The 25,987-nt window shown below is 68.2% G+C and carries 18 protein-coding genes and 1 pseudogene; 4 read left to right on the forward strand and 15 right to left on the reverse strand.

Translation table 11 applies throughout. The annotated features are described in order from the left end of the window. Positions 1-35: 35 nt before the first annotated feature. The 7 genes from QNO09_RS04060 to QNO09_RS04090 form a co-directional block, all read right to left on the reverse strand. The gene (locus QNO09_RS04060; protein ID WP_283968633.1) at positions 36-2,972 is read right to left on the reverse strand and encodes a discoidin domain-containing protein; all 2,937 of its coding nucleotides are present in this window, start codon (positions 2,970-2,972) and stop codon (positions 36-38) included. A gap of 92 nt (positions 2,973-3,064) precedes the next feature. Further along, positions 3,065-4,537: a glycoside hydrolase family 32 protein gene (locus QNO09_RS04065; RefSeq protein WP_283968634.1), complete on the reverse strand. Its 1,473-nt coding sequence runs from the start codon at positions 4,535-4,537 to the stop codon at positions 3,065-3,067. Between the two features lie 100 nt (positions 4,538-4,637). Beyond that, positions 4,638-6,935: a glycoside hydrolase family 3 N-terminal domain-containing protein gene (locus QNO09_RS04070; protein ID WP_502962244.1), complete on the reverse strand. Its 2,298-nt coding sequence runs from the start codon at positions 6,933-6,935 to the stop codon at positions 4,638-4,640. A 167-nt stretch (positions 6,936-7,102) separates the two neighbouring features. Next, the gene (locus QNO09_RS04075; RefSeq protein WP_283968635.1) at positions 7,103-7,990 is read right to left on the reverse strand and encodes a carbohydrate ABC transporter permease; all 888 of its coding nucleotides are present in this window, start codon (positions 7,988-7,990) and stop codon (positions 7,103-7,105) included. Positions 7,991-7,996: 6 nt separating this feature from the next. Continuing rightward, the gene (locus tag QNO09_RS04080; protein WP_502962238.1) at positions 7,997-8,983 is read right to left on the reverse strand and encodes a carbohydrate ABC transporter permease; all 987 of its coding nucleotides are present in this window, start codon (positions 8,981-8,983) and stop codon (positions 7,997-7,999) included. 48 nt (positions 8,984-9,031) lie between these two features. Next, positions 9,032-10,330, reverse strand: a complete 1,299-nt coding sequence (locus QNO09_RS04085; protein ID WP_283968637.1) for an extracellular solute-binding protein — start codon at positions 10,328-10,330, stop codon at positions 9,032-9,034. A gap of 395 nt (positions 10,331-10,725) precedes the next feature. Then, a complete protein-coding gene (locus QNO09_RS04090; protein WP_283968638.1) occupies positions 10,726-11,733 on the reverse strand; it encodes a LacI family DNA-binding transcriptional regulator in 1,008 nt (335 codons plus the stop codon). A gap of 545 nt (positions 11,734-12,278) precedes the next feature. Between QNO09_RS04090 and QNO09_RS04095 the strand changes: the two genes are divergently transcribed. Then, positions 12,279-14,837, forward strand: a complete 2,559-nt coding sequence (locus QNO09_RS04095; protein ID WP_283968639.1) for a GH32 C-terminal domain-containing protein — start codon at positions 12,279-12,281, stop codon at positions 14,835-14,837. Positions 14,838-15,059: 222 nt separating this feature from the next. Here QNO09_RS04095 and QNO09_RS04100 read toward each other — a convergent pair whose 3' ends face one another. Beyond that, the gene (locus tag QNO09_RS04100; protein ID WP_283968640.1) at positions 15,060-15,395 is read right to left on the reverse strand and encodes a hypothetical protein; all 336 of its coding nucleotides are present in this window, start codon (positions 15,393-15,395) and stop codon (positions 15,060-15,062) included. Between the two features lie 118 nt (positions 15,396-15,513). Here QNO09_RS04100 and QNO09_RS04105 point away from each other — a divergent pair, with 118 nt between their 5' ends. Continuing rightward, the gene (locus QNO09_RS04105; protein WP_283968641.1) at positions 15,514-15,789 is read left to right on the forward strand and encodes a hypothetical protein; all 276 of its coding nucleotides are present in this window, start codon (positions 15,514-15,516) and stop codon (positions 15,787-15,789) included. Positions 15,790-15,940: 151 nt separating this feature from the next. On the opposite strand, the gene QNO09_RS04110 is transcribed toward QNO09_RS04105, so the two are convergent. The 7 genes from QNO09_RS04110 to QNO09_RS04140 form a co-directional block, all read right to left on the reverse strand. Next, complete coding sequence (locus tag QNO09_RS04110) at positions 15,941-18,481, reverse strand: ATP-binding protein (RefSeq protein ID WP_283968642.1); 2,541 nt, start codon at positions 18,479-18,481, stop codon at positions 15,941-15,943. A 13-nt stretch (positions 18,482-18,494) separates the two neighbouring features. Continuing rightward, positions 18,495-19,178, reverse strand: coding sequence for a response regulator (locus tag QNO09_RS04115; protein ID WP_283968643.1), 684 nt, complete (start codon positions 19,176-19,178; stop codon positions 18,495-18,497). A gap of 124 nt (positions 19,179-19,302) precedes the next feature. Further along, positions 19,303-19,971 (reverse strand): potassium-transporting ATPase subunit C, encoded by a 669-nt coding sequence (locus QNO09_RS04120; RefSeq protein WP_283968644.1) that lies wholly within the window; start codon positions 19,969-19,971, stop codon positions 19,303-19,305. Between the two features lie 5 nt (positions 19,972-19,976). Next, positions 19,977-22,100, reverse strand: coding sequence for a potassium-transporting ATPase subunit KdpB (gene kdpB, locus QNO09_RS04125; protein ID WP_283968645.1), 2,124 nt, complete (start codon positions 22,098-22,100; stop codon positions 19,977-19,979). Beyond that, a complete protein-coding gene (kdpA, locus tag QNO09_RS04130; protein WP_283968646.1) occupies positions 22,100-23,761 on the reverse strand; it encodes a potassium-transporting ATPase subunit KdpA in 1,662 nt (553 codons plus the stop codon). Before kdpA ends, kdpB begins: the two co-directional genes overlap by 1 nt. Before the next feature lie 8 nt (positions 23,762-23,769). Beyond that, positions 23,770-23,859, reverse strand: coding sequence for a K(+)-transporting ATPase subunit F (gene kdpF / locus QNO09_RS04135; protein WP_283968647.1), 90 nt, complete (start codon positions 23,857-23,859; stop codon positions 23,770-23,772). Next, complete coding sequence (locus QNO09_RS04140) at positions 23,856-23,981, reverse strand: hypothetical protein (RefSeq protein ID WP_283968648.1); 126 nt, start codon at positions 23,979-23,981, stop codon at positions 23,856-23,858. The genes kdpF and QNO09_RS04140 overlap by 4 nt, the downstream gene beginning before the upstream one ends. Positions 23,982-24,578: 597 nt before the next feature. Here QNO09_RS04140 and rpmF point away from each other — a divergent pair. Both rpmF and QNO09_RS04150 read left to right on the forward strand, forming a co-directional pair. Next, complete coding sequence (rpmF, locus tag QNO09_RS04145) at positions 24,579-24,749, forward strand: 50S ribosomal protein L32 (protein WP_283968649.1); 171 nt, start codon at positions 24,579-24,581, stop codon at positions 24,747-24,749. Positions 24,750-24,755: 6 nt separating this feature from the next. Beyond that, positions 24,756-25,942 (forward strand): annotated as a pseudogene (locus QNO09_RS04150) (GTP-binding protein). The last annotated feature ends 45 nt before the right edge of the window (positions 25,943-25,987 follow it).

The following is a 25,987-nucleotide window of genomic DNA, read 5'->3' on the forward strand; positions in this document are numbered from 1 at the left end:
GTGAGGCGTGCCACTCCGGCCCTCAAAGCCCGAGGTCAGTTGTAGACGTTGAATTCTGCGACTGACCACCAGCTACGCGCAACGTTGCCGGTGTTGACGACCTTGATGTAGCGAGCAGTCTGCGCGGGGAAGGAAATCAGGTGGACTCGTTGGCCGTCCACTACGGACGTGACCTTGGTCCAGTCGGTTCCGTCCGTGGATACGTATACGTCTGCGCTTCGCGCATAGTCGCTGACACTGCCGCCGACATCCAGCACGATCTTGTCGAAGGTCTGCGTTTGCCCCATGTCCACTTGGATCCAGAGGCCGTCGTACTGCCCTGTTCCGGAGCTGTAGCGAGTGTCGGAATTGCCGTCGAGCATGTTTCCGGGCGCATCCCACTGGCTTGCGTCCGAAGCCTTCGCGGTCCAGCCTGTCCGCGGCAGCGCAGGACCAAGATCTATGACGTCGAACGATGATCCACCTGCGTCTGCTCCGCTGGTCCCCTTCACGGAAACCGTGACCTTCCCCGCTGGAAGCCCCTTCGGAACATAGGCGCTGATGCTCGTGTCCGACCAGGTGTCTATTTCGGCGTAGCTCGATCCGAAATACACCGTACCCAGCCCCTGTGCATCGCCGAAACGAGAACCGCGAATCGTGAACTTGGAGCGCGGCATTCCTCGTTCCGGCTTCAATTCACTGAAGGTCGGTGATGGGAAGCTTGACAGCTTCTTGGTGGTGAACATCGCTGAGGTACCGCTTGGCAGCGTATAGGTGTACGAGCCGTCGGTGGATATCTTGAAACTCTTACTGCCGGTGGTCCCGTTGAATACTACGGTTACCTGCGACCCTTCCTTGCTGGTCCAGGTCTTCAACTGGAGGCCGTTCGATACTGCTGTAGGAGCTGTGATCGAGCCGGTTCCACGCGCAGACCCGTGCACCTCGATGTCGCCGATGGCCCACCAGAAACCGGATGCCGCGGTACTGACGATGCGAATGTACTGTGCCGTTCGGGTCGGCAACGTGACGGCTATCTTGCCGATGCCCCCGCTGCCGCTCGCAATCGCGCTGCCCCAATCGACTCCGTCGTTCGAAACGTATATCTGGTACCTGGTGACGTAGTCGAACGAATTGTTCACGCCGGTGTCGAGGACGATTTTGTTGAAGCTCGTGGGGTTCCCCAGGTCGATCTGGAACCAGTCGCCGCTCGTCGTCCCGTGCCCGAGACTCCACCTGGTGTCGATGTCGCCGTCGATCGCGTTCGCGGCCACCCCCCAGTCCGGCTGCGCGGAAGCCGTGGCGGTCCACTTGCTACGGCTCAGCGCCCTTCCTGTCGTCTGGACGGAAGCTCCGACCGGAAGGGAGTACGTGACCAGCTTGTTCCCGGTACGGATGGCGTTCTGGTGGGGCAGCAGTGCAGGATCGTACGTGACGGTGACCGGGCCGGACGCCGACGTGAACGTGAAGTCGTGTGTCGGGTCCGAGACCTTGGTCGCTGCGGGGGTACGGCCGCTCTGCGCAGGCCCGGAGTACGTGAAGGTGACGGCGTCGCCGGCGTTCAGGGTGTAGTCGAACGAGTGCGTCCCGTCCGCGACGCTGAAGGTTTTCGCGGCGCTGCCCGAGTTGTGGGCGATCAGGACCTTCGATCCGTCCGGGTTCTGGAACGCGACGTTCTCTATGCTTCCTTCGCCGAAGGTGTTCGAGTAGATCCGCCGTGCTCCGGGCTTGACGAACCTGCTGGCGTGAGCGAGGGCGTGGTAGTCCACGTTGTAGGTCACCCGTCCGTCGGCCGGGTCGATCGTGAGCAAGCCCCGAAGCATGGGTATGCCGGCCGTGTCGCTGTTGAGCGGGCCCCGATCGGGGTCGAGTGCGATGTTCCACAGCATCACCCCGTTTGCCCAGTTGCGCGTTCCGTTGATGATCCACGTTCCCAGTGCTTCGCTGAACGCCGTCTGATCGCTGTCCTGCCAAACGCCTCCGGTGGCTTCTGTGATGAAGGTTTCCTTGCTCGGGTAGTCGTTGTGGACCACTGTCTGGTACTTCGGGTCGCCGCTGTAGATGTGCCATCCGGTTCCCGCGGTGTACTTGGAGGCTGCGGGGTCGCTGAAGATCGTCTCCGGATACGAGGGCACGTCCCAGTTGTGGTCCCAAGCCAGGATCTTGGTGGAGATTCCGTTGGCTTCGAACGCCTTGCCGATCTCCTGGATCAACTCGGCTTCCTGGTAAGCGGACAGGAACATTCCGGGCCAGGTGGGAGTACCCATGGGTTCGTTCTGCGGGGAAATGTAGGAGATGGGCACGCCGGCTTCGCCATAGGCGTGGATGAACTTGACGAAGTAGTTGGCCAGCGCGGAGGTGTACTCGCTCTTGAGGGTGCCTCCGATCATGGAGTCGGAGGTCTTCATCCAGCCTGGTGGGCTCCACGGGTTGGCCATGATCTTGATGGACGGGTTGAGTGAGAGGGCCTGCTGCAAGGCCGGAATGATGTACGGCACGTCATGCTGGACGGAGAAGTTGGACAGCGTGGGGTCCGTTTGTCCCGCGGGCATGTCGTTGTAGGAGTAGTTCCCGGACGCGTTGAAATCCGTGGCGGCCATCGGAGAGCGGAGCAGGCTGAGGCCGATTCCCTTCGAGGGATCGAACAGCTTCTTCATCAGCTTGGTCCGCTCGGCGGTGGACAGCTTGTCGATGAGCCAGGCGGAGGAGTCGGTCATGGCCGCGCCGAAGCCCTGGACCTTCTGGTACTTGACGCCGTCGTCGATCTTGATCGTCAGCGGGTTGGCCGTTCTCTTCGCCTTGAACAGCACATCGTCCTGGCCGGCGACCCACTTGTCGGCCGATACGTCCGTCAGCCACACACGGACGGAATTGTCACGTGAGGCTTGCTTCGGCTGCGGGGCGGCGATGGCGTTCCCGGAAACCTGGGTCCAGGCGGCGGCGACACCAACGGCGGTGGCCAGGAACTGGCGTCGTCCGAGACCGTATGACCTCATGGAAGATCCTCCTTCAGACCTGCTTGTTCAGTACTTGGGAGAGCGGGTGGGAGACATTGCCGAGGTGGGGGATCGACCGGTTGGAGTCGGTTCTACGGCGACGCCGGAGCCGGCTCTGCGGCGCCGGTGCTCGGCTCCTTGATCACGAGCGGGCGCAGTTCCCACGCGTCGACCGCGAGGCCGAGGCGCGTACCCGGGGCGGTGCGGGCCTGAAGCCGCCACGGGCTCTGCCCTGTGGGGTAGAAGCGCAGGGTGAGGACCTGGCCGGTGGTGATCAGGAAGACTTCGGCGATGGAGTGGTCGACGACGACGCGCAGGTCGACGGGCCGGTCCGGCGGGCAGGGCATCCGGTGGGAACCACCGCGGGCCCGGCTGTCCAGTGAGGCGTGGTCACGGTCGACGACGAGTTCGCCCGCGTCCACGTCGAGACGGATGTCGAGGTACTCGGAGCCGTCCGGGGTGGTGAGCAGCCGCAGGCCGGCGTTTCCGGTCGGCTCCAGACGGGCCGTCAGGTCGAAGGCGCGGCCCACGGTGCCGAGGTCCACCGGCTGCGAGCCGTGCGTCGCACCTGTGGCGGTGATGGTGTGTCGGCCGCGCAGGGCGAGCAGTTCGGTGGCGGGCTGCTGGCGCAGTGTGCCGTCGTCGTGGACGTGGATCTCGCGGGGCAGGGTGAGGATTCCGGCCCATCCGTCCGCGACGGCCCAGACTTCGTCGCGGGCTTCCCACGACCAGCCCCACAGCAGCCACCGGTCGCCCGGTGCCCGCAGCAGAGCGGGGGCGTAGCAGTCGGGGCCGTGGTCGACGGGCACCGCTGGGCCCGCCTCGAAGTGGCCGTCATGCTCTTCGCCGATCAGGGCCGCGACGCTCTGCGGACCGGTGGGTTCGGTCCAGGTGCTGAAGAGGAGGGCGCCGCGTCCGTCGGCTGCCGGGAGGTATTGCGGGCATTCCCAGCCCTCCCCGGTGAGCAGGCCGGTGCCACCGATGGGCTCCGGATGGCGGGTGGCGAAGGGCCCCCGGTAGGCCCAGTTCTCCAGGTTGGGTGAGTCGTAGAGGAGGGCGGCGGCGCGGCCGTCCGCGAGGGCGGCGCCGACCAGCATCCGCCAGCCGTCGCCGTCCTGCCAGACGTACGGGTCGCGGTACATGGTGCAGCCCTCGGGCAGCTCGGGGATGACCAATGCACCACTCGGGCTGAACGTCCGGCCGCTGTCTCGGGAGACGGCGCGGGTGACCGGCTGGTGCTGGAACGAGCGGTCCTCGCGGTGCGCGGAGTAGAAGGCGACCAGCCGTTCGCCGTCGGAGACGGCGTTACCAGAGAAGCAGCCGTCGGCGTCCAGGCCACCGGGGTTCGGGGACAGGGCGATCGGCAGCGGCTCCCAGGTCAGCAGGTCGGGGCTGCGGAAGTGGCCCCAGTGCATGTCGGCGTGGTTCGCTCCGTGCGGGTTGTACTGGTAGCACACGTGGTAGTGGCCGTCGTGGAAGACCAGCCCGTTGGGGTCGTTGATCCAGTTGCGGGGCGGGCGCAGGTGCGCGACGGGGAAGTGTGGATCGTGGGGTGGGGTGGACACACGCGTACCTTTCGGTATGACAGGGGACCGCCCCGCCGGCCCTCTGGTTCGCGGGGCGGCGGGCCGACGGGGCGGTGGTCTTCAAGCCTGTGTGCGGCCTTCAGGTCCGGATGCGGAATTCCACGCTCAGCTGCTGCTCCCGCCGTGAGCTGGGGCCGACGCGGAGTGCGAACTCGCCTGGTTCGACCACGCGGCGGTTGTCGGCTGTGACGAGAGAGCACTGGGAGGCAGGGATGCTGATGCGGACGTCCAGGCTTTCGCCGGGGGGTATTTCGACCTGGGTGAAACCCTTCAGCTCCTGCTCGGCCCAGGTGACGCTGGTGGTCAGGTCGCTGACGTACGCCTGGACCGTTTCCACGGCCCTGCGGCTGCCGCTGTTGGTGAGCCGCACCGTGGCTTCGACGGTGCCGTCGGCGGAGAGCTCCGGGTCGTGCACGACCAAGTCGGAGTAGGTGACCGTGGTGTAGGTGAGGCCCTCGCCGAACGCGAACAGGGGGTCCTGGGTGAGATCCGCGTAGCGGCTCCCGTGCTGGCCTCGCACCTGGTTGTAGAAGACCGGTTGCTGTCCGACGTGGCGTGCGAAGGACACCGGGAGCCGGCCACTGGGATCGACGAGTCCGAGAAGCAGTTCGGCGACGGCGCGGCCACCGCGCATGCCCGGGTTGAACGCCTCGATGAGGGCCGCCGCGTTCAGTGCCGACTCCGGGAGGGTGCTCGGCTTGGACTGGGCCAGTACGACGATCATCGGTGTGCCGGTGGCGGCGACCGCGTCCAGCAGCGCGATCTGGCCTCCCTGGAGGTCGAGCGTGGCCGTGGAGCGCACCTCGCCGGTGAGGGCGATGGTGTCCCCCACGACCACGACGGCGTAGTCGGCGGCCTCCGCGGCGGCGGTGGCCTCCCGAAGTTGTGCCTGGTCGACCGGGGCGGGGGTGAAAGCGGATGGCTGCGGTTGGCCGTCGGGCCCTAGGGACCACTCGGAGTTGGATGCGGGGCTTTCGATGTCGGCTCCGCGGGCGTAGGTGATGGTCCAGTCGGCCGGTGCGACGGCGCGAAGGCCGTCGAGCACCGTCTCCACCGACTCGCGTGGATGTCCTTCGGGCATCCACGGGACCTGGCCGGTGGCGCCCGCCCAGTCGCCAAGCATGGCTTGCGTGCTGTCGGCGTTGGGGCCCATGACCGCGATCGTCCGCGGCCTGTCCCGGCTCACGGCGCGCCCCGTTCCGTCCGAGGTCAGCCCGCCCTCGAGGGGCAGGGTTCCCTCGTTGCGCAGCAAGACCAGGGAGCGTCGGGCGGTTTCGAGGTTGAGGTCGGCGTGTGTGCGGCAGCCGATCACCTGCGCCTGCCGCTCGGGGTCGGGGGCGCGGGGGTTCTCGAAGAGTCCGAGCTCGAACTTCAGCCGCAGAACCCGCCGTACCGCGTCATCGATCTGCTTCTCTTCGATCAGGCCGCGGGCGACCGCCTCCTGGGCGCCCTCGAAGAACTGCGGTGTGGCCATGATGAGGTCGTTTCCGGAGTTGACGGCGACCGCCGCCGCCTCGGCGTAGTCGGCGCAGGTCCGCTGGTCATAGACCATCCGGCCGACGTTGTCCCAGTCGGTCACCAGCGTGCCGGTGAAGCCCCACTCGCCCTTGAGCACGTCGTTGATCAGCCACTGATGCGCGGTGATGGGCACCCCGTCGATGGACTGGTAGCCGAGCATGAAGCCGCGGCAGCCGGCCCGTACCGCCTGCTCGAAGGGGGGCAGGAACCACGAGCGCAGCTTGCGGGGGCTGAGGTCGGCTTCGCTGGCGTCGCGCCCGCCCAGGGTTTCGGAGTAGCCCGCGAAGTGCTTTGCGTACGCCAGCACGGCTGTCGGGTCGCTGAGACCGTCGCCCTGGTAGCCGCGCACCATCGCCGCTCCGAGTTCACCGATCAGGAACGGGTCCTCGCCGAACGTCTCGTTGATCCTGCCCCAGCGCAGGTCCCGGGTGATGCACAGCACCGGGGAGAACGTCCCGTGGATTCCGGTCGCCGCGATTTCGGTCGCGGCCGCTCGGGCGACGCGGTGGAGCAGGGAGGGGTCCCAGGTGCAGGCCATGGCCAGCTGGGTCGGGAAGATGGTCGCCCCCGGCCAGAACGAGTGGCCGTGGATGCCGTCGTCGGCTGTCAGCAGCGGTATGCCGAGTCGTGTCTGCCGGGCCAGTTCCATGGCCTGCGGCATGAGGTCGGGAGACACATGCAGGACTGCCCCGGCCAGCTTGGCCGACACGATGTCCGCCAGGTCCCCGTGTTGTGCGTCGAGCATCAGCAGCTGCCCGACCTTCTCCGGCAGGGTCATCCGGGACAGCAAGTCGTCGGTTCTCGCTTCCACGGACGCTTCCGGATCCAGGTACGCGGCAGAGTGGACCGGCTGTCCCACGGTGTTCTCCAAGAGATGAGTCGTCACAGATCAGAGAGTTGATGGGCGACGGTGAGTGCTTCGTCGCGCGAACCTTGCCGCCCGTCGCGGCGGGGCTCGCGTGCCGTCCGTCCGCCGTCCCGGGCGGGAGCGGTACGGCATGGGCCGGCGGGGCGGGAACCGGGGTGTCACTTCAGGCCGGTGGTGGCGATGCCGGCCACGAACTGGCGCTGGAAGAGGAGGAAGACGATCATCACCGGCAGTAGGACGACCATGGCGCCGGCGAGGAGGATGCCGAAGCGGGTGAAGGACTGTCCGCTGCTGGCCAGGGCGAGGCCGACGGGGAGGGTGTACTGGCTCTCGTTCTGGGCCACGACCAAGGGCCACAGGAAGTTGTTCCAGGAGCCGAGGAAGGTGATGATCCCGAGGGTGGCGAGGGCGGGCTTGGTCAGCGGCAGGATGATCTTCGCGAAGATAGCCAGTTCGCGGCAGCCGTCGACGCGGGCGGCGTCGATCAGTTCGTCGGGCAGGGTGGAGATGAACTGCCGCATCAGGAACACGCCGAAGGGCGTGGCCAGGAACGGAAGGATCAGCCCGAGCAGGGAGCCGGTCAGCTGCATGTTGGCCACCAGCACGTACAGCGGTACGAAGGTGACCAGGCCGGGGATCATGAGCGTCCCCATGACCAGCAGGAAGACGGCGCGCTGTCCGCGGAACTCCAGCTTGGCCAGGGCGTATCCGAGCATCGAGCAGAAGATCAGGTTGCCCGCGGTCACGGCGAGGGCCACGATCACGGAGTTGGCGAACATGCTTGTGAAGTCGAGCGTGCTGAACAGCTCGCCGTAGTTGGCGGTCGTGGGCGCCGTGGGTATCAGGACGGGCGGGACCCTGCGGATGTCGGCCTCGGGCTTGAACGACCCGGACAGCATCCACAGGAACGGCGCGATCATCAGCAGCAGGGCGCCGGCGAGCGGTAGGTACAGCCAGGGCTGGCCCCAGTTCCGGCGGATGCGGCGGCGCCTCAGGGCTCGGTTCGTGCCCGGTTGTGGCGTTCGGAGAGTGGAGAGGGTGCTCATGAGGCATCAGTCCTTGTCTCGCAGCACGCGGAACTGCAGCACGGTCAGCGCGACGATGAGGACGAAGATGACGTAGCCGGCGGCCGACGCCATCTCGTAGTTGCCGTTGCCGAACTGTTTGTAGGCGTACAACGTCGCCGACAGGGTGGAGTCCAGCGGTCCGCCACCGGTCATCACGAACGGCTCGTCGAAGAACTGCAGATAGCCGATGCCGGTGGTCACGGCGGTCAGCAGCAGGGCCGGCCGCAGGAGCGGGAAGGTGACCCGCCAGAACCGCTGCCAGGGCCCGGCGCCGTCGAGTTCGGCCGCTTCCATCAGGGACTGGGGCACGGACTGCAGACCCGCCAGCATGATGATCATGACCGTGCCGAGGTTGCGCCATATCGCCATCACGATCATGACGGGCAGGGCGAAGCGGGTGTCCGCCAGCCAGGCCGGACCGTCGATCCCGAACCAGCCCAGGACGAGGTTCGCCAGTCCCGCGCGAGGTTCCAGGAGCGTCTTCCACACCACGGCGACGGCCACGATGCTGGTGATCACCGGCAGGTAGAAGCCGACCCGGAAGACGGCCCGGAAGCGGCGGATGCCCCGGTCGAGGGCAACCGCCGCCGCGAGCCCGGCGGCCAGGGTCAGGGGCAGGGCCACCAGGACGAACACGGCCGTGTTGCGCAGGGCCGTGAAAAACTGCGGGTCCTCAAAGAGGCGTACGTAGTTGTCGAAGCCGACGAACGACACGTTCAGCGGCGTACGCAGGTCCGCGCTCTTGGTGTCGGTCAGGCCCATCAGCAGCGACCACACCACCGGCAGCAGCATGAAGGCCAAGAACAGCGCGAGGAACGGGGCGGCGAGGACCCAGGCGGCCCGGGCCTGCCTGCCGCGCGCCGTGCTCCGGAGCCCGGAGTGCCGGCGATCGGCACTCCGTTCCGACCCTGCGGTGCCATGCTCGTGGGTGCCGCCCCGCTCTGGGAGCGTTTTCGTGGACATGGATGTCATCCGTCCGTGCGAGGGGTGTCCATACGAGGGGTACTCACGCGGCGGCGCTCAGCGACCGGTGCCGATGCTGGTGGCCTTGGACTGCAGCGTCTTCTGCACCTCGGCGACGGTGGCCTTGCCGAGGGTCAGCTTCTCCAGTTCGGAGTCGATGGTGTCGGCGATCTGCTGCCAGGTCGTGATGGCGGGCGGCGCCTTGCTGACCTCGAGCTGCTCGGCGAACGCCTTCAAGTTCTCGTCCTCGGTCAGCTTCCCCTCCGTCCACGCCTGGGGCGAAGGGGGCAGGCTGCCGGTGGCCTTGGAATAGGCCGCGAGGTTGGCGGGCTCGGTCAGGAACTGGGCGAACTTCCATGCCGCGTCGGGGTTCTTGGCCTCCTTGAACACCGCCAGGTCGCTGCCGCCGGCGAACCCGGCGGGCTGCTTGGTGTACGGCATCGGCATGGTCTTCCACTTGCCGTCCAGCTCCGGGGCGTCCTTGTGGAGGCTGCCGCCGGCCCACGCACCCTCCTGGTAAACGGCGATCAGCCCGTCGCGGAAGCCCTGCACGTTGTCCGACCTGTCGGTCGGCGCCAGGCCCTGCTTGGGGACGCTCGCGTAGTCCTCCAGCGACTTGGCGACCTCGGGCGAGTCGAAGGTGAACTTTCCGGTCTTGGCGTCGTAGATGTCACCGCCCTGCTGCCAGACCATCGGCACCCAGAAAATCCAGGAGTTGAAGCCCATCACCAGCCCGCTGGCATGGCGCAGCTTGGGGTTCTCCTTGCCGGCGGTGGCCTGGATGGCCTTGAGGTCCTTCAGGTACCCGGCCCGGTCGCTAGCCAGGGCGCCCTTGATGCCGGCCTTCTTGGTGATGTCGGTCCGGTAGAAGACCGCCTGGGTGTCGGCGATGAACGGGACGCCGTAGGAGATGCCCTTGTACTTGGTGGTGTCCCACTGGCCGGGGTAGAAGTCCGAGGACTTGATCGACGCCGGGGTGGCCTGGAAGCCGTTCAAGGCGGCCATCTCGGCCATCCAGGTGCTGCCCACCATGGACATGTCCGGTGTGTTGCCGCCGGCTATCGCGGTGGTCAGCTTGTCGTGGGCACCGTCCCACGGGACCGCGGTGATCTTGACGTCTGCGTCCGGGTTCTCCTGCTCGAACTTCTTGGCCAGCTCCTTCAGGTCTTCGTCGGGGTCACCCATGGACCACATGACCACCGTCCCCTTGGCCTTGCCCGCGCCGATCTTGGCGGGCGCATCGTTGCCGGGGCCGGAATCCTCGCTCCGGCCGCAGCCGGTGGCCACGAGGGCTGCCGTGACGGTGACGCACAGGGTCTGGACGGTTCTGACAGCGTGACGGGTAGTGATACGCATGATGCGGCTCCTTGCCATTGAGCGAGACAAGCGCGGGGGGGGCGGCGAAGAATAGGAAGGGGCGGGCGCCCGGATGGGCCGGCCCACGAGTGGGCAGCGTCTGTGGTGACAGCGGCGGTCCCCCGCAGGTCGCGGTGGGAGCGTCCGACGCGGAGTGGGTAGCGGCCGGGCGGGATGTGCCAGACGCCCCTTCGGTGTCCCGGATCGGGAAACGCGCGGGCGGAAAGTGCAGGTGGGCGGTGCCGCGTGAACGCAGGCGCAGCCGCCCTGAGTCGTGAGGAAGGCGAGGCCCGAAGAGGTTCGCCGATGTTTCAAGGAGACGGGGGCGGTGCGTCACCGGCAACGCACCGCCCGGCCGCGAGGCGCCGTCATTCGCTCATCGCGATGACGTCGCGTCAGTTCGAGCTCGGCTCTAACGTCGAGCCGCGGACTACGAGGCTGGTGGGAACGATGCGCGAGGGGGCGGCCTCCGGCGATCTCCGCACATGGTCGAGCAGCAGACGGGCCGCCGCCTCACCCATTTCCCGCATCGGCTGGCGGATGGTGGTCAGCGCCGGATAGGTGTACGACGCCACCTCGACGTCGTCGAACCCCACCACGGCGACGTCCCGCGGAATCTTGAGGCCGGCCTCGTGCAGGGCCGCGATCACGCCGGCTGCCAAGGGGTCGTTGTGCCCGAAGACCGCGTCGAACTCCACGCCGTCCGCGAGAGCTTGCGCCACCGCGCTCCGGCCGTCGTCGAACAGGAAGTCGCCGCAGATGATTCTGCGCGGGTCGAGGTCGATCCCGGCCTGCGCATACGCGTCGACGAAGCCGCTCAGCCGTTCCTGCGTGCACCCGTACTCATCAGGACCGGTCACCACCAGAGGGCGACGACGGCCGAGGTCCAGCAGGTGGCGCGCCGCCTGCTCACCGCCTTCCCGGTTGGTGGTGGCCACGTAGGGGAATCCCGGCCGCTGGAAGCGGTCGTCGATCAGCACCACCGGCAGTCCGGCCTCGTGCAGTTCCGTGATGGATCCCAGGGCCCCCTCGGGCTCTATCACCAGCAGCCCGTCGAACGACTTGGCAGCGACCTGCAGGCCCAGCCTGCGCAGTGACTCCTCACCGCGGTTCCACGTCAGCATCCGCAGCCCGAAGCCCTCGGCCTCCAGCGTTTCGACGACCGCCTGCACTATGCCGGCCCAGGCCCAGGCCAAGTCAGGGACCAGCATGCCGATCATCTGTGTCGTGCCGCGTGCGAGCCCCACTGCCCCGGCGCTCGGCACATAACCGAGTTCCGATATCGCCTTGCGGACCTTCAAGACGGTGTTCTCGTTGATCTCGCCCTTGCCGTTCAGCACCCGCGAGACCGTCGTCTTGCTGACCCCGGCCCGCGTGGCCACGTCGGCGATAGTGACTCCCATGTCACCTCCCCTCCCTTCCTGCAGAGGCGGAAGACTTCCCTCCCGCACCGAAGGGCCGATCGTACAGAGCCCCGTGGTACCGGTACCGGTACCGGAACCGGTCCCGGAACCGGTTTCGGTAGCGGTTCCGGCAGTGAAGCACCGAAAGGCCCGACCGGTCAACAGGCAGGAAACAACTCGTTCACCGGCCCGTCTCGGCGTCGACGATGAGGCCGAAGCTTGCCGGGCGGCCCCCACCCCACCCCTCTGACCTGGGCGGTTACCGAACCCGAGACCGCCACTGCCAACGGGTCGGCGCGGTTCGCGACCACCGACGACAGCTGATGAACTGCCGGTCATGCTGGAGCGATCGCGCCCGGACCATTGACGCGGAGGCCGGATTGGGCTTCATAATCGGGCACTCGCTGTCATCGATGACACAAGTCAACGTTGACACCCTCGGCCGACGGCACGGAAGCCGGCATCGGCCTGGGGTGCACTTTTCGGTCCGTCGCGCAGAAGCCGCAGTCACCGCTGCGTGGACGGCTGCGGGACTAGGAGACACCATGAGCTCTGCACGCGTATCCCGGCATGCCCGCATACGGATGATGGCGGCGGTCGCGACCGTCTGCGCCCTGTCCGCAGCCCCGCCGGCCCCCCAGGCCGTCGCCGCCGACACCCCGACCTACACCGAGACCTACAGACCCCAGTTCCACTTCACTCCGCAGAAGAACTGGATGAACGACCCCAACGGGCTCGTCTACTACAAGGGCGAGTACCACCTCTTCTACCAGTACAACCCCAACGGCAACACCTGGGGCGACATGTCCTGGGGGCACGCGGTGAGCAAGGACCTCGTGCACTGGAAGGAGTTGCCGCTCGCCCTGTCGCACGACGACGAGGAGATGGTGTTCTCCGGCAGCGCGGTCGTCGACTGGAACAACACCACCGGCTTCGGCACGAAGAAGAACCCGCCCATGGTGGCGATCTACACCAGCGCCTACAAGAACGGCGGCAAGCAGGCCCAGTCGCTCGCCTACAGCACCGACCGCGGCCGCACCTGGACCAAGTACCAGGGCAATCCCGTGATCGACATCGGCTCCAACAACTTCCGCGATCCCAAGGTCCAGTGGTACGCGCCGACCAAGAGCTGGCTGATGACGGTGTCGCTGTCCGCCGAGCACAAGGTGCGGTTCTACTCGTCGAAGAACCTCAAGGACTGGGAGTTGCAAAGCGAGTTCGGACCGGCCGGTGCAACGGGCGGCGTGTGGGAGTGCCCCGACCTGTTCCCCCTCGCCGTGGACGGGAACAGGAAGAACATCAAGTGGGTCCTGGTCGTCAACATCAACCCCGGTGGTATCGCGGGAGGTTCGGCCGCCCAGTACTTCATCGGCGACTTCGACGGCAAGAAGTTCACCGCGGACGACAAGGGCACGTACACCCCGCCCACAGGGAAGGTCGTGCAGGACTTCGAGGGCGCCGGCTTCGGTACGTGGACGAGCACGGGCACCGCGTTCGGCCAGGGACCGGCAGCCGGTGCGGTGGACTGGCAGGGGACCGTCGACGGCTTCGACGGCAAGGGCCTCGCCAACAGCTTCCACGGCGGTGACGGCGCCACCGGCAGCCTCAGCTCCCCCTCCTTCACCGTCGACAGCCCTTACCTGAACTTCAAGATCGGTGGCGGGCGGCATCCGCACGAGGCCGGGACCGTCATGGACAGCACTCCGCCCGCGGGCACGGTCCTCGCCGACTTCGAAGGCGGGACGTACGGCGACTGGACGGCGACCGGGGACGCTTTCGGCACCGCACCGGCTACCGGCACCCTCCCCGACCAGGGACAGGTATCCGGCTTCCTGGGAGACGGGCTGGTCAACACCTTCCGGAACGGCGACTCCACCACGGGCACCCTCACGTCAGCCGAGTTCACCATCAACAAGAAGCACATCAACTTCCTCATCGGCGGCGGCAATCACCCGGCCGGCTCCGACAACCCGACCGCCGTCGAGCTCCTCGTGGACGGCCGGGTCGTCCGCAGCGCCACCGGAAAGGACGCCGAGGCACTCAACTGGGCCTCCTGGGACGTCAGCGACCTCGCCGGCAAGCAGGCGCGGATCAGGATCGTCGACGACAACACCGGCGGCTGGGGCCACGTCAACGTCGACCACATCATGCTGTCCGACAGCCAGGCCCAGCGCGTCTCCCAGGAGACGTCCGTCAACCTGATCGTCGACGGCAAGGTCGTCCGCAGCGCGACCGGCGCCGACAGCGAGACCCTGGACTGGGCCTCCTTCGACATGCGCCCGTACGTCGGCAAGAAGGCACAGATCCAGGTCGTCGACATGAACACCGCCGGCTGGGGCCACGTCATGGCCGACCAGTTCACCGCCGCTGACAAGCCCGCCAAGTCCGTCGTACAGCGCGCCGACTGGGCCGACTACGGCAAGGACTATTACGCGGCGGTGTCCTGGGAGAACGCGCCGGGCGGCAAGCGCTACATGATCGGCTGGATGAACAACTGGGACTACGGCCAGTCCGTCCCCACCTCCCCCTGGCGCGGCGCGCAGAGCGTTCCGCGGGAGATGGCCCTGCGCACCGTCGACGGCCGCATCCGGTTGGCCAGCAAGCCAGTGGGCAGCCTGGAGTCCCTCCGAGGGAAGCGCCCGGCGACGGCGTCCGACATCACCGTCAAGAGCACCTCCAAGCCCCTGATCGGCCCCACGGCCAAGGGCAAGGCACTCGACATCGAGGCGACCTTCTCCCTCAAGGACGCCGACCGCTTCGGCCTGAAGGTGCGCACCGGCGCGGGCGGCGAGGAGACCGTCATCGGATACGACAACACGACGCAGGAGTTGTACGTCGACCGCACCCGCTCCGGAGCCGGGGACTTCAGCAGCACCTTCCCCGGTGTCCAGACCGCACCGCTGAAGGCCAAGAACGGCAAGGTCAAGCTGCGGATTCTGGTCGACTGGTCCTCCGTCGAGGTCTTCGGCGGCAACGGCGAGGCAGTGATCACCGACCAGATCTTCCCCGACCCCTCCAGCACCGGCGTCGAGGTCTTCGCCGAGGGCGGCACCGCCACCCTCGACCACATGCTGGCGTGGCAGCTGGGGTCCATCCGGCGGTGACGAGCCGGGGTCCGCGCGCCGGTCGGCCAGGAGCGGCTTCCGGCGCGCGGGCTCAGAAGTGGGTGGTGCTCCCGAAGGTCTGCCGGAGCCGGGCCATGTCGTGACGGTCGTGATCAGCAGCAGCACGCCGTCGATCCGGTCACGCGTCCACGGTCCGCCGTCGTCGGACAACCGCTCCATGAGGACGACGTACGCCTCGCGCTCGTCGTCCTCCAGAATCCCCTAGCAGCGCGGGAGGAGCTCCGTCAGCGCGCTCTCCGGGCGCCAATACACCACCAGTTCACGGCGGTGCGCGTCACCGAACCCGGTCACCGCGCCCCAACGCTCCCACGCCCCGGCCGGTTCCGGGCCGCACAGGGACAGCGCCATCGCGATCCCGGCGACGATCTCCTCACCCCGGTGTTTGACCTTGGCGACGAGGTCGGCCGCGGTGGGTGACCCGTCGCCGGAGGTCCACTCGACCCGCAGCGGGTGCAGCCCGCTCAGCCTGCGCCGTTCGGCGAGCGCTCCGAGTTCACCGGCGATCCCGTCCCCGCGCAGAGGCGACGACGGCTCCACCCGGGGAGCCCGCGCTGTACGCGACTGGCTCGTCGCCCGTACCGCGAGCGCCGACCTGCTGTACCAGGCGACCAGGCCGCCGCAGGAGCTGCTCGATCATCTGAGCCGCTCGTTCGGCGTGACGCTGCCGAACGCCGTGGTGCTGCTCGACCTGCCCGTCGAGGAGGCGCTGGCACGGACCAGGAACCGGGAGAGCGGGGGCGAGTTGCACGAGACGGCGGACCTGTTGTCGCTGCCCCGGAAGCAGTACGACACCGCTCTGGGCTGGCTGTCACGAGCACGGCCCGAGGTGTCCGTGCACCGTGTCGACTGCCGTGGCCGCACCGCCGACGAGGTGACCGAGGCGGTCCGCGCAGTGGTCACCCGTGAGGCAAAGGGCCGAGCACGGCGCTGACCTCCGCCGCGGTTCGGGCACTCACACGCTCAAGACCCGAACCATTCCCGGCCGGCTTGGCAGGCGTGCCGGCGTCCCGGTGGTCGTGTCGGGTGGGCGCCGGGTTCCACTCGGGTCCTTCGAGGCCGCACTGCCCCGGCGCCTGCGGCTTTCAGGGCATGGCCGCGGCCGGAAGCGCCGGCTGGTCCGACCGCTCGGGGGCCGTCGGCACGCTGAGCACCATGGTGAGGCCGCCGCCGGGCGTGTCATCGGCGTGCAGCGTGCCGCCGAGGGCCTCGGCGAAGCCGCGGGCGACCGCGAGGCCGAGGCCGACGCCGGCACCGCGGGGCGCATCGCCGTAGCGCTGGAACGGTTCGAAGATGCGGCCCTTGGCCTCGTCGGGCACACCGGGTCCGCGGTCGACGACCCGCACTTCGACCCGGTCGGCGATGGCGCTCGCGGACACCAGGACCTTCTCGCCCGGTGGGCTGTACTTGACGGCGTTCTCGACGATGTTGGCGACGGCTCGCTCCAGCAGCCCGCGGTCGATGTGGACCATGGGCAGTGTCTCGGGGATGTCCAGTTCCACGCTGTCCTCGCGGACCCCGCCGATCGCCATGGGGACGACTTCGTCGAGGTCGGTCTCGCGGATGATGGGGGTGACGGTGCCGGTCTGGAGGCGGGACATGTCGAGCAGGTTGCCGACGAGGTGGTCGAGTCGGTCGGCGCCCTCCTCGATGGCTTCCAGCAGTTCCGCCCGGTCCTCCTCGGACCACTCGACGTCGTCGGAGCGGAGCGAGGACACAGCGGCCTTGATGCCGGCCAGGGGCGTGCGCAGGTCGTGGCTGACGGCGGCGAGCAGTGCGGTCCGTATGCGGTTTCCTTCGGCCAGTTTCCTGGCCTGGCCGGCCTCGCGTTGCAGTCGCTGACGGTCCAGGACGACGGCGGCCTGGGCGGCGAACGCGGCCAGCACCCGGCGGTCGGCGGCCGGCAGCACTCTGCCGCGCAGGGACAGGGCCATGTCGTCGCCGACGGGGATGTCCACGTCCGCGTCCTCGGGGATCTCGGCGGGCCGGGGTCCCACGCTGCCGGCGCAGGTCCAGGGATCTGTCTCGCCGGTCCGCTCCAACAGGGCCACCGACTCCATGCTGAACGTCTCGCGAACCCGCTCCAGGAGAGCTTCGAGGCCGGTTTCGCCGCGCAGGACGTTGCCCGCCAGGAAAGAGAGGATCTCCGACTCGGCGCGCAGCCGGGCGGCCTGGTGGGTGCGCCGCGCCGCGAGATCCACCACCGAGGCCACCGACACGGCGACGCCGACGAAGACCGCGATGGCCAGGATGTTCTTCGGATCGGCGATGGTCAGGGTGTGCACGGGCGAAGTGAAGAACCAGTTGAGCAGCACGGAACCGGCCACTGCGGAGGCCAGTGCCGGGAAGAGCCCTCCCAGCAGGGCCGCCGCCACCGTCAGGCTCAGGAGCAGCAGCATGCCGTTGGCGAGGCCGATGTCGGGCGCGGCGCCGGTGAGGAGCCAGGTGAGCAGGACGGGGCCGAGCACGCCGACCAGCCAGCCGCTGATCACGCGGGAGCGTCCCAGGCGTGCTCCGCGTGCCACCGGCAGTCCGCGGCCCTTGCCCATCTCGTCGTGCGTGATGAGGTGGACGTCGAGGTCGGGACCGGACTCGCGGGCGACCGTGGCGCCGACGCCCGGTCCGAGAACGTACTGCCAGCTCCTGCGCCGGGAGACGCCGAGGACGATCTGGGTGGCGTTCGCTCCCCGGGCGAAGTCGAGCAGGGCGGCGGGGATGTCGTCGCCGACGACGTGGTGGAAGGTGCCGCCCAGGTCTTCGACCAGGGTGCGTTGGACGGCCAGTTCCTTCGGGGAGGCTGCGGTGAGACCGTCGCTGCGGGATATGTAGACGGCCATGACCTCGCCGCCGGCGCCCTTCTCGGCCAGGCGCGCGGCTCGTCTGATCAGGGTGTGTCCCTCCGGGCCGCCGGTCAGGCCGACCACGATCCGCTCCCGCGAGCCCCAGATCGCCGAGACATGATGCTCGCTGCGGTATTCGGTCAGATAGGCGTCGACCCGGTCGGCCACCCACAGCAGGGCCAGTTCCCGCAATGCGGTGAGGTTGCCGAGCCGGAAGTAGTGGGACAGGGCCGCGTCGACCTTGTCCGGCTGGTAGACGTTCCCGTGCGCCATACGGCGGCGCAGCGCCTGCGGCGACATGTCGACCAGCTCTATCTGATCGGCACGCCGCACGATCTCGTCGGGGACGGTTTCGCGCTGCCGCACCCCGGTGATCGACTCGACGACGTCGCCGAGGGACTCCAGGTGCTGGATGTTGACGGTCGTTATCACGTCGATGCCGACGGCGAGCAGTTCCTCCACGTCCTGCCAGCGCTTTGTGTTGCGGGAGCCCGGCACGTTGGTGTGGGCCAGCTCGTCGACCAGGGCGACGGCCGGGGCGCGCAGCAGGACGGCGTCCACGTCCATCTCGGTGAAGAGCGTGTCCCGGTAGTCGATCTCCTTGCGCGGCACCTGTTCCAGGCCGTGCAGCATCACCTCGGTGCGCGGCCGGCCGTGGTGTTCCACGAAGGCGACCACGCAGTCGGTGCCGCGCTCGATACGGCGGTGCGCCTCCGACAGCATCGCGTACGTCTTGCCGACGCCGGGTGCCGCGCCGAGGTAGATCCGGAGCGTGCCGCGTGCCATGTCGTTTCCTCGGTCAGGCTTCGAAGCGATAGCCCATGCCGGGCTCGGTGATGAGATAGCGGGGGTGGGAAGGGTCTTTCTCCAGTTTGCGACGCAGCTGGGCCATGTAGACGCGCAGGTAGTTGCTCTTGTTGCGCTGTGAGATGCCCCAGACCTCCTGAAGGAGGTGCTTCTGGGTGACGAGCTGGCCCGGATGGGTGACCAGGATCTCCAGCAGATGCCACTCGGTCGGGGTGAGCCGCACGTCCCGTCCGCCCCGGACGGCCTTCTTCGCGAGCAGGTCGATGGTGAAGTCGTCCGTCTCGACCAGCGAGGTCTCGGGGGCGAGCGGGAGGTCCTCGGTGCGCCGGACGGCGGCCCGCAGCCGGGCCAGCAGCTCGTCCATGCTGAAGGGTTTGGTGATGTAGTCGTCCGCGCCGGCGTCGAGCGCGGATACCTTCTCGCCGGACGATTGCCGGGCGGACAGGACCAGGATCGGCACCCGGGTCCAGCTCCGCAGGCCCTTGATGACGTCGACGCCGTCCATGTCGGGCAGGCCGAGGTCCAGCAGCACGACGTCGGGCTGGCGCGTGGCGGCGAGCCGCAGGGCCGTGACCCCGTCGGGAGCGGCGTCCACGCTGTAGTGGCGTGCCTGCAAGTTGATCACCAGGGCCCGCACGAGCTGCGGGTTGTCCTCCACCACGAGCACCCGGGTCATGGGTTGTGTGCTCTCCTGTCGTACATCGGGCCGGCGCGCCGGCTGGAGAACCGACTCTACGGCTGTGGAAGCCGGCGGGCTGCAGGTGCCTGCGGGCCGCCGACTCCCGGATCGCGTCACGCCGTCAGCTCTTGGCCAGCAGCTCCTTGAGGGCGATGTTCAGCTCCAGGACGTTCACCCGGGGCTCGCCCATGAACCCGAGCGTGCGGCCCTCGGTGTGCTCGTCGACGAGCGACTGGAGTGTGGCGACGGGCAGACCGTTCCTCTCGGCGACGCGGTGGACCTGGAGGTCCGCGTACTCGGGCGAGATGTTCGGGTCGAGGCCGGAGCCGGAGGACGTCACCGCGTCGGCCGGCACCTCGAACGGCTTGATCCTGTAGCCGGTCACCGAGTTGTCCTTGACGACGGCGGCCTTGGCGTCCTTCACCCACTGGATGAGCTCGTCGTTGTCCCCGGAGCGGTTGGTCGCGCCGGACAGGAGGAGCTGGTACCGGGTGTTGACGCTGTTGGTGCCGAGGCCGTTGTGCGGACGGCCCTGGAACCACTTCAGGTCCGGCGCCGGGGTCTCCTGGCCCTCCGCCGGCGGCAGGTCGTACGCCTGGCCGATCAGGGAGGAGCCGACGACCTTGCCGTCCGCCTTGATCTCGGAGCCGTTCGCCTTGTCGTGGAACAGCCCCTGTGCGATGCCGGTGACGACCAGCGGGTAGAGGACCCCGGTGACCAGGGTCAGCACGAGGAGAGCGCGCAGGCCCGCCCCGAGCAGCCGGGCGGTGTGGGTGACGGAGTTGTTCATGGCCTTCAGCCGATTCCGGGGATGAGGGAGATGAGCAGGTCGATGATCTTGATCCCGAGGAAGGGGGCGACCAGGCCGCCCAGGCCGTAGATCGTCAGATTGCGCCGCAGCAGCTTGTCCGCGCTCACCGGCCGGTACCGCACGCCCTTCAGGGACAGTGGAACCAGGGCGATGATGATCAGCGCGTTGAAGATCACCGCGGACAGGATCGCCGAGTCCGGCGAGGACAGGCCCATGATGTTGAGCTTGTCCAGGCCCGGATAAACGGCCGCGAACAGCGCCGGGATGATCGCGAAGTACTTCGCGACGTCGTTGGCGATGGAGAACGTCGTCAGCGCACCCCGGGTGATGAGGAGCTGCTTGCCGATCTCGACGATCTCGATGAGCTTGGTCGGGTTGGAGTCGAGGTCGACCATGTTGCCGGCCTCCTTGGCGGCCGACGTCCCCGTGTTCATCGCGACGCCTACGTCCGCCTGGGCCAGTGCCGGGGCGTCGTTGGTGCCGTCACCGGTCATCGCGACCAGCTTGCCGCCCGCCTGCTCCCGCTTGATGAGGGCCATCTTGTCCTCGGGAGTGGCCTCGGCGAGGAAGTCGTCGACGCCCGCCTCCTCGGCGATCGCCTTGGCGGTCAGCGGATTGTCGCCCGTGATCATGACGGTCTTGATGCCCATGCGGCGCAGCTCCTCGAACCGCTCCCGCATGCCGTCCTTGACGACGTCCTTGAGGTGGATGACGCCCAGGACACGGGCCCCGCGCACGTCCTCGACCGCGACCAGCAGCGGTGTACCGCCCGCCTCGGAAATCCGCTGGGCGACCCCCTCCGCGTCCGCGGCGACCGTGCCGCCCCGCTCCTCGACCCAGGCGATGACCGAACCGGCCGCGCCCTTGCGGATTCTGCGCCCGTCGATGTCCACACCCGACATCCGGGTCTGCGCGGTGAAAGCGATCCACTCGGCGCCCACCAGTTCGCCCTGGTGACGCTCGCGCAGGCCGTACTCCTCCTTGGCGAGGACGACGACGGAACGCCCCTCCGGCGTCTCGTCGGCCAGCGACGACAGTTGCGCGGCGTCGGCGACCTCGGCCTCGGTCGTGCCGCGCACCGGCACGAACGCGGCGGCCTGCCGATTGCCCAGCGTGATGGTGCCGGTCTTGTCCAGCAGGAGGGTGGAGACATCGCCGGCGGCCTCGACCGCCCGCCCGGACATGGCGAGCACGTTGCGCTGCACCAGCCGGTCCATGCCGGCGATGCCGATCGCGGAGAGCAGGGCGCCGATCGTGGTCGGAATCAAGCACACCAGCAGGGCGACCAGCACGACCATCGTCAGGTGCGTGCCCGCGTAGTCCGCCAGGGGCGGCAGCGTGGCGCAGGCGAGCAGGAAGACGATCGTCAGCGAGGCCAGCAGGATGTTCAGGGCGATCTCGTTGGGCGTCTTCTGCCGGGCCGCGCCCTCGACCAGGTTGATCATCCGGTCGATGAAGGTCTCGCCCGGCCTCGTCGTGATCTTGATGACAATGCGGTCGGACAGGACCTTCGTGCCGCCGGTGACCGCGGATCGGTCGCCTCCGGACTCACGGATGACGGGCGCGGACTCGCCGGTGATCGCCGATTCGTCGACCGAGGCGACGCCCTCGACGACATCGCCGTCACCGGGGATGATGTCGCCCGCCTCGCAGACGACCAGGTCGCCGATCCTCAGCTCGGTGCCGGGCACGCGCTCCTCGGCACGACCGTCGAGCCGGCGCGCCACCGTGTCGGTCTTGGCCTTGCGCAGGGTGTCGGCCTGCGCCTTGCCGCGGCCCTCGGCGACGGCCTCCGCCAGGTTGGCGAAGACGACCGTCAGCCACAGCCAGGCGCTGATGGTCCAGCCGAACCAGTCGCCCGGGTCCGTGACGGAGAAGACCGTGGTCAGTACCGAGCCGATCCACACCACGAACATCACGGGGGACTTGACCATCACCCGCGGATCGAGCTTGCGGAGGGCGTCCGGCAGCGACTTGACCAGCTGCCCGGAGTCGAAGAGGCCCGCGCCCACGCGGCCCTCGGGGTCCTTGTGCCCGGTGGGTGCGTCCTGGTGGGGCGCGAGGGTGCCAGTGGACATGGAGTCCTGCTTCTCTGCGTCGGTGGTCATCACGCCAGCCCTTCGGCCAGCGGTCCCAGCGCGAGGGCGGGGAAGTACGTGAGACCGGTGATGATGATGATCGTGCCGGCCAGCAGCCCGCTGTACAGGGGCTTGTCGGTGCGCAGGGTGCCCGCGGTCGCCGGGACCGGCTGCTGCTCGGCGAGCGAGCCGGCCAGCGCCAGCACGAACACCATCGGAAGGAAGCGGCCGAGCAGCATGGCCAGGCCGAGCGTGGTGTTGAACCACTGCGTGTCCGCGTTCAGGCCGGCGAAGGCCGAGCCGTTGTTGTTCGCTCCGGACGTGTAGGCATAGAGGATCTCGGAGAATCCGTGCGCCCCGCTGTTGGTCATCGAATGGGCCGGGGTGGGCAGCGCCATCGCGAAGGCGGTGAAGACGAGCACGAGGGCCGGGGTGATCAGGATGTAGCAGGCGGCCAGCTTGATCTCGCGGGTGCCGATCTTCTTGCCCAGGTACTCGGGGGTCCGGCCGACCATCAGACCGGCGATGAACACCGCGATGATCGCCATGATCAGCATGCCGTAGAGACCTGACCCGACCCCGCCGGGCGCGATCTCGCCCAGCATCATGCCGAGCATCGTGATGCCGCCGCCGAGGCCGGTGAAGGAGGAGTGGAAGGAGTCCACCGCACCGGTCGAGGTGAGCGTGGTCGACACCGCGAAGATCGACGAGCCGCCGATCCCGAAGCGGACCTCCTTGCCCTCCATGGCACCGTCCGCGGCCTGGAAGGCGGGGCCGTGGTGGGCGAACTCGGTCCACATCATCAGCGCGACGAAGCCGACCCAGATGGTGGCCATGGTGGCGAGGATCGCGTAGCCCTGCTTGACCGAGCCGACCATGATGCCGAAGGTCCGGGTGATCGAGAACGGGATGACCAGGATCAGGAAGATCTCGAAGAGGTTGGAGAACGGGGTGGGGTTCTCGAACGGGTGGGCGGAGTTGGCGTTGAAGTAGCCGCCGCCGTTGGTGCCCAGCACCTTGATGGCCTCCTGCGAGGCGACCGCCCCGCCGTTCCACTGCTGCGAGCCGCCCATGAACTGGCCGACCTCGTGGATGCCGGAGAAATTCTGGATCGCACCGCACGCGACCAGCACGACCGCGCCGACGGCGGCGATGGGGACGAGGAGGCGGACGGTGCCGCGCACCAGGTCGGCCCAGAAGTTGCCCAGCTCACCGGTGCGCGAGCGCGCGAAGCCGCGCACGAGCGCCACGGCGACGGCCATGCCGACGGCGGCGGAGACGAAGTTCTGCACGGCCAGACCGGCGGTCTGCACGACGTGCCCCATGGCCTGCTCGCCGTAGTACGACTGCCAGTTGGTGTTGCTCACGAACGACGCGGCGGTGTTGAACGCCTGGTCCGGGTCGATCGCGGCGAAGCCCAGCGAGCCCGGCAGATGGCCCTGGAGGCGCTGGAGCAGGTAGAGGAAGAGCACACCGACGGCCGAGAAGGCGAGGACACCGCGCAGGTAGGCGGGCCAGCGCATCTCCGTGTCGGGGTCGGCACCGATGCCCTGGTAGATCCACTTCTCGACCCGCCAGTGCTTGTCGGAGGTGTAGACCCTGGCCATGTAGGTGCCGAGCGGGAGGTGGGCGAGCGCCAGTGCCGCTATCAGGGCGAGCAGCTGGAGAACGCCTGCGAGTACGGGACCCATCTCTTGTCTCAGAACCTCTCCGGAAAGATCAGGGCGAGAACGAGATAGCCCAACAGGGCGACGGCCATGACGAGACCGACGACGTTCTCGGCGGTCACAGCTTGGTCACCCCCTTGCCGACGAGGACCACCAGCGCGAAGACCGCGATCGTGGTGAGGACGAAGGCCAGATCGGCCATCGCGAACTCCCGGAGTGAGGTTCGGTTGAAACGGACGATCAAAGGAAAGCGCACCTGTGGCCGGATCAGACCGGTCGTTGACGGCTCCCTTACGGCGGCGCCCACGGCTTTGACGGAACCCTGACGGCATCCGGTCCGAAAGGATGAGCAGGCCGGCCGTGGAGGCAGGTGATCACCCTCGGCTGGGAGCCCGGGTGTCCAAACCCCGGGCGGGCGGTGGCTCTACCCGGAACCGGCGGCGTGAAGGCGCCGTAGCGCGGGACCGGTCCCCGAACGGCGGCTCCTGGGACGAGCCCGTCGGTTGCCCGCCTCACAGGTACTGCGCCTCTCCGTCCACAGACGATGATCGCCGCGCAGGCCGTGAGGGCCAGGGCGGCGGTGACGTGACCGGACGGGAAGCTCGCCGTGGGCGGCAGGGCGGCAGGGCGGGATTCGGGTGCGGTACGTCCGGCAGGGAGCGCGCTACCAGTGTCACGGTGCCCCCCGGCCGCCCGCGCCCTACCCACGCGGTCCCGGCACCGCTCCTGATCACCAGCGTGCAAAATTTCCTCTACTACCCGGTTCCGGCGGCGACCCATCGTAATGACATCCATTTTCAGGTACCGTCTGCCTTGCTCACTCTTCCCACCGGAGGTCCCCATGGCCGTGCCCAAACGCAAGATGTCGCGCAGCAACACCCGGCACCGGCGCGCGCAATGGAAGGCGGCGACGCCTCAGTTGGTGACGGTCACGGTGGACGGGGCCCCGTACGCTGTCCCCCAGCGGCTGGCCAAGGCGTACGAGCGTGGCCTGCTCCGTCCCGAGGGCTGACACCGCATGACGCAAACCCCCTCGCGCCGCCTGCCCGTCACCGTTCTGTCGGGTTTCCTCGGCGCCGGCAAGACCACCCTGCTCAACCATGTCCTCGCAAACCGTGAGGGCCTGCGCGTCGCCGTCATCGTCAACGACATGAGCGAGATCAACATCGACGCCGCCCTGGTGCGCGGCGGCGAGGCGGCCCTGTCGCGTACCGAGGAACGCCTGGTCGAGATGACCAACGGATGCATCTGCTGCACCCTGCGTGACGACCTGCTGGAAGAGGTGGACCGGCTGGCACGGGAGGGGCGTTTCGACTACCTCCTCATCGAGTCCTCCGGCATCTCCGAGCCCATGCCTGTCGCCGCCACGTTCGCCTTCGCCCGTGACGACGGCGCCACCCTCGGCGACCTGGCCCGGTTGGACACCATGGTCACGGTGGTGGACGCCGCCAACTTCCTGCCCGAGCTGGCCGGTGGCGACGAACTGGTGGAACGGGGCCTGGATCAGTACGAGGACGACGAGCGCACGGTCAGTGACCTGCTGATGGACCAGATCGAGTTCGCCGACGTCATCGTCCTCAACAAGCTCGACCTCGTCGACGCCGCGTCCGCCGACCGGTTGCGAGCCACCCTGGCGCGGCTCAACCCGCCGCCCACGTGGTGCCGGCCGTGCGCGGTCGCGTACCGACCGGCGAGATTCTGGGCACCGGCCGCTTCGACCTGGAGCGAGCACAGCAGGCTCCGGGCTGGGTGAGGGAACTCAACGGCGATCACGTTCCCGAGACGGAGGAGTACGGCATCTCCTCGACCGTCTTCCGCTCCGGGGCGCCCTTCCACCCCGGGCGGCTGTGGACGTTCATCACCGAGTCGCTCGACAGCGGCGTCCACGGACAGGTACTCAGGTCCAAGGGCTTCTTCACGCTGGCCACCCGCCCTCATGTGACGGGACTGTGGTCCCAGGCCGGCTCGGTGGCGCGCTTCGAACCCGCCTCCGCCCGTGACGTCGAGAGCCCCTTCGCCCAGGAACTCGTGTTCATCGGCACCAGCCTGAACACCGAGTCCCTGCGGGCGGTCCTGACCGACTGCCTGATGAGGGAAGACGAGCCGAATCCCCGTTCCGACCCCTTCCCCGCCTGGGACACCTACGGCTTCGACGAGGTCTGCGAGCACGAGCACGAACCCCTCACCTCCGTGACGGGGCACTGAGACTCCGGGCCGGACGGTGGTCGCAGCCACGGCACCGTCCGGCCC

It is taken from the genome of Streptomyces sp. 378 (assembly GCF_030124145.1).
Classification (GTDB): domain Bacteria; phylum Actinomycetota; class Actinomycetes; order Streptomycetales; family Streptomycetaceae; genus Streptomyces.

Excerpts from the sequence above, each read along its gene's own strand:
- QNO09_RS04075 (WP_283968635.1), bottom strand. The coding sequence starts at position 7,990 with ATGAGCACCCTCTCCACTCTCCGAACGCCACAACCGGGCACGAACCGA.
- rpmF (WP_283968649.1), top strand. The coding sequence starts at position 24,579 with ATGGCCGTGCCCAAACGCAAGATGTCGCGCAGCAACACCCGGCACCGG.
- kdpA (WP_283968646.1), bottom strand. The coding sequence starts at position 23,761 with ATGGGTCCCGTACTCGCAGGCGTTCTCCAGCTGCTCGCCCTGATAGCG.
- QNO09_RS04085 (WP_283968637.1), bottom strand. The coding sequence starts at position 10,330 with ATGCGTATCACTACCCGTCACGCTGTCAGAACCGTCCAGACCCTGTGC.
- kdpB (WP_283968645.1), bottom strand. The coding sequence starts at position 22,100 with ATGACCACCGACGCAGAGAAGCAGGACTCCATGTCCACTGGCACCCTC.
- QNO09_RS04095 (WP_283968639.1), top strand. The coding sequence starts at position 12,279 with ATGAGCTCTGCACGCGTATCCCGGCATGCCCGCATACGGATGATGGCG.
- QNO09_RS04060 (WP_283968633.1), bottom strand. The coding sequence starts at position 2,972 with ATGAGGTCATACGGTCTCGGACGACGCCAGTTCCTGGCCACCGCCGTT.
- QNO09_RS04080 (WP_502962238.1), bottom strand. The coding sequence starts at position 8,983 with ATGACATCCATGTCCACGAAAACGCTCCCAGAGCGGGGCGGCACCCAC.
- QNO09_RS04090 (WP_283968638.1), bottom strand. The coding sequence starts at position 11,733 with ATGGGAGTCACTATCGCCGACGTGGCCACGCGGGCCGGGGTCAGCAAG.
- QNO09_RS04110 (WP_283968642.1), bottom strand. The coding sequence starts at position 18,481 with ATGGCACGCGGCACGCTCCGGATCTACCTCGGCGCGGCACCCGGCGTC.
- QNO09_RS04120 (WP_283968644.1), bottom strand. The coding sequence starts at position 19,971 with ATGAACAACTCCGTCACCCACACCGCCCGGCTGCTCGGGGCGGGCCTG.
- QNO09_RS04115 (WP_283968643.1), bottom strand. The coding sequence starts at position 19,178 with ATGACCCGGGTGCTCGTGGTGGAGGACAACCCGCAGCTCGTGCGGGCC.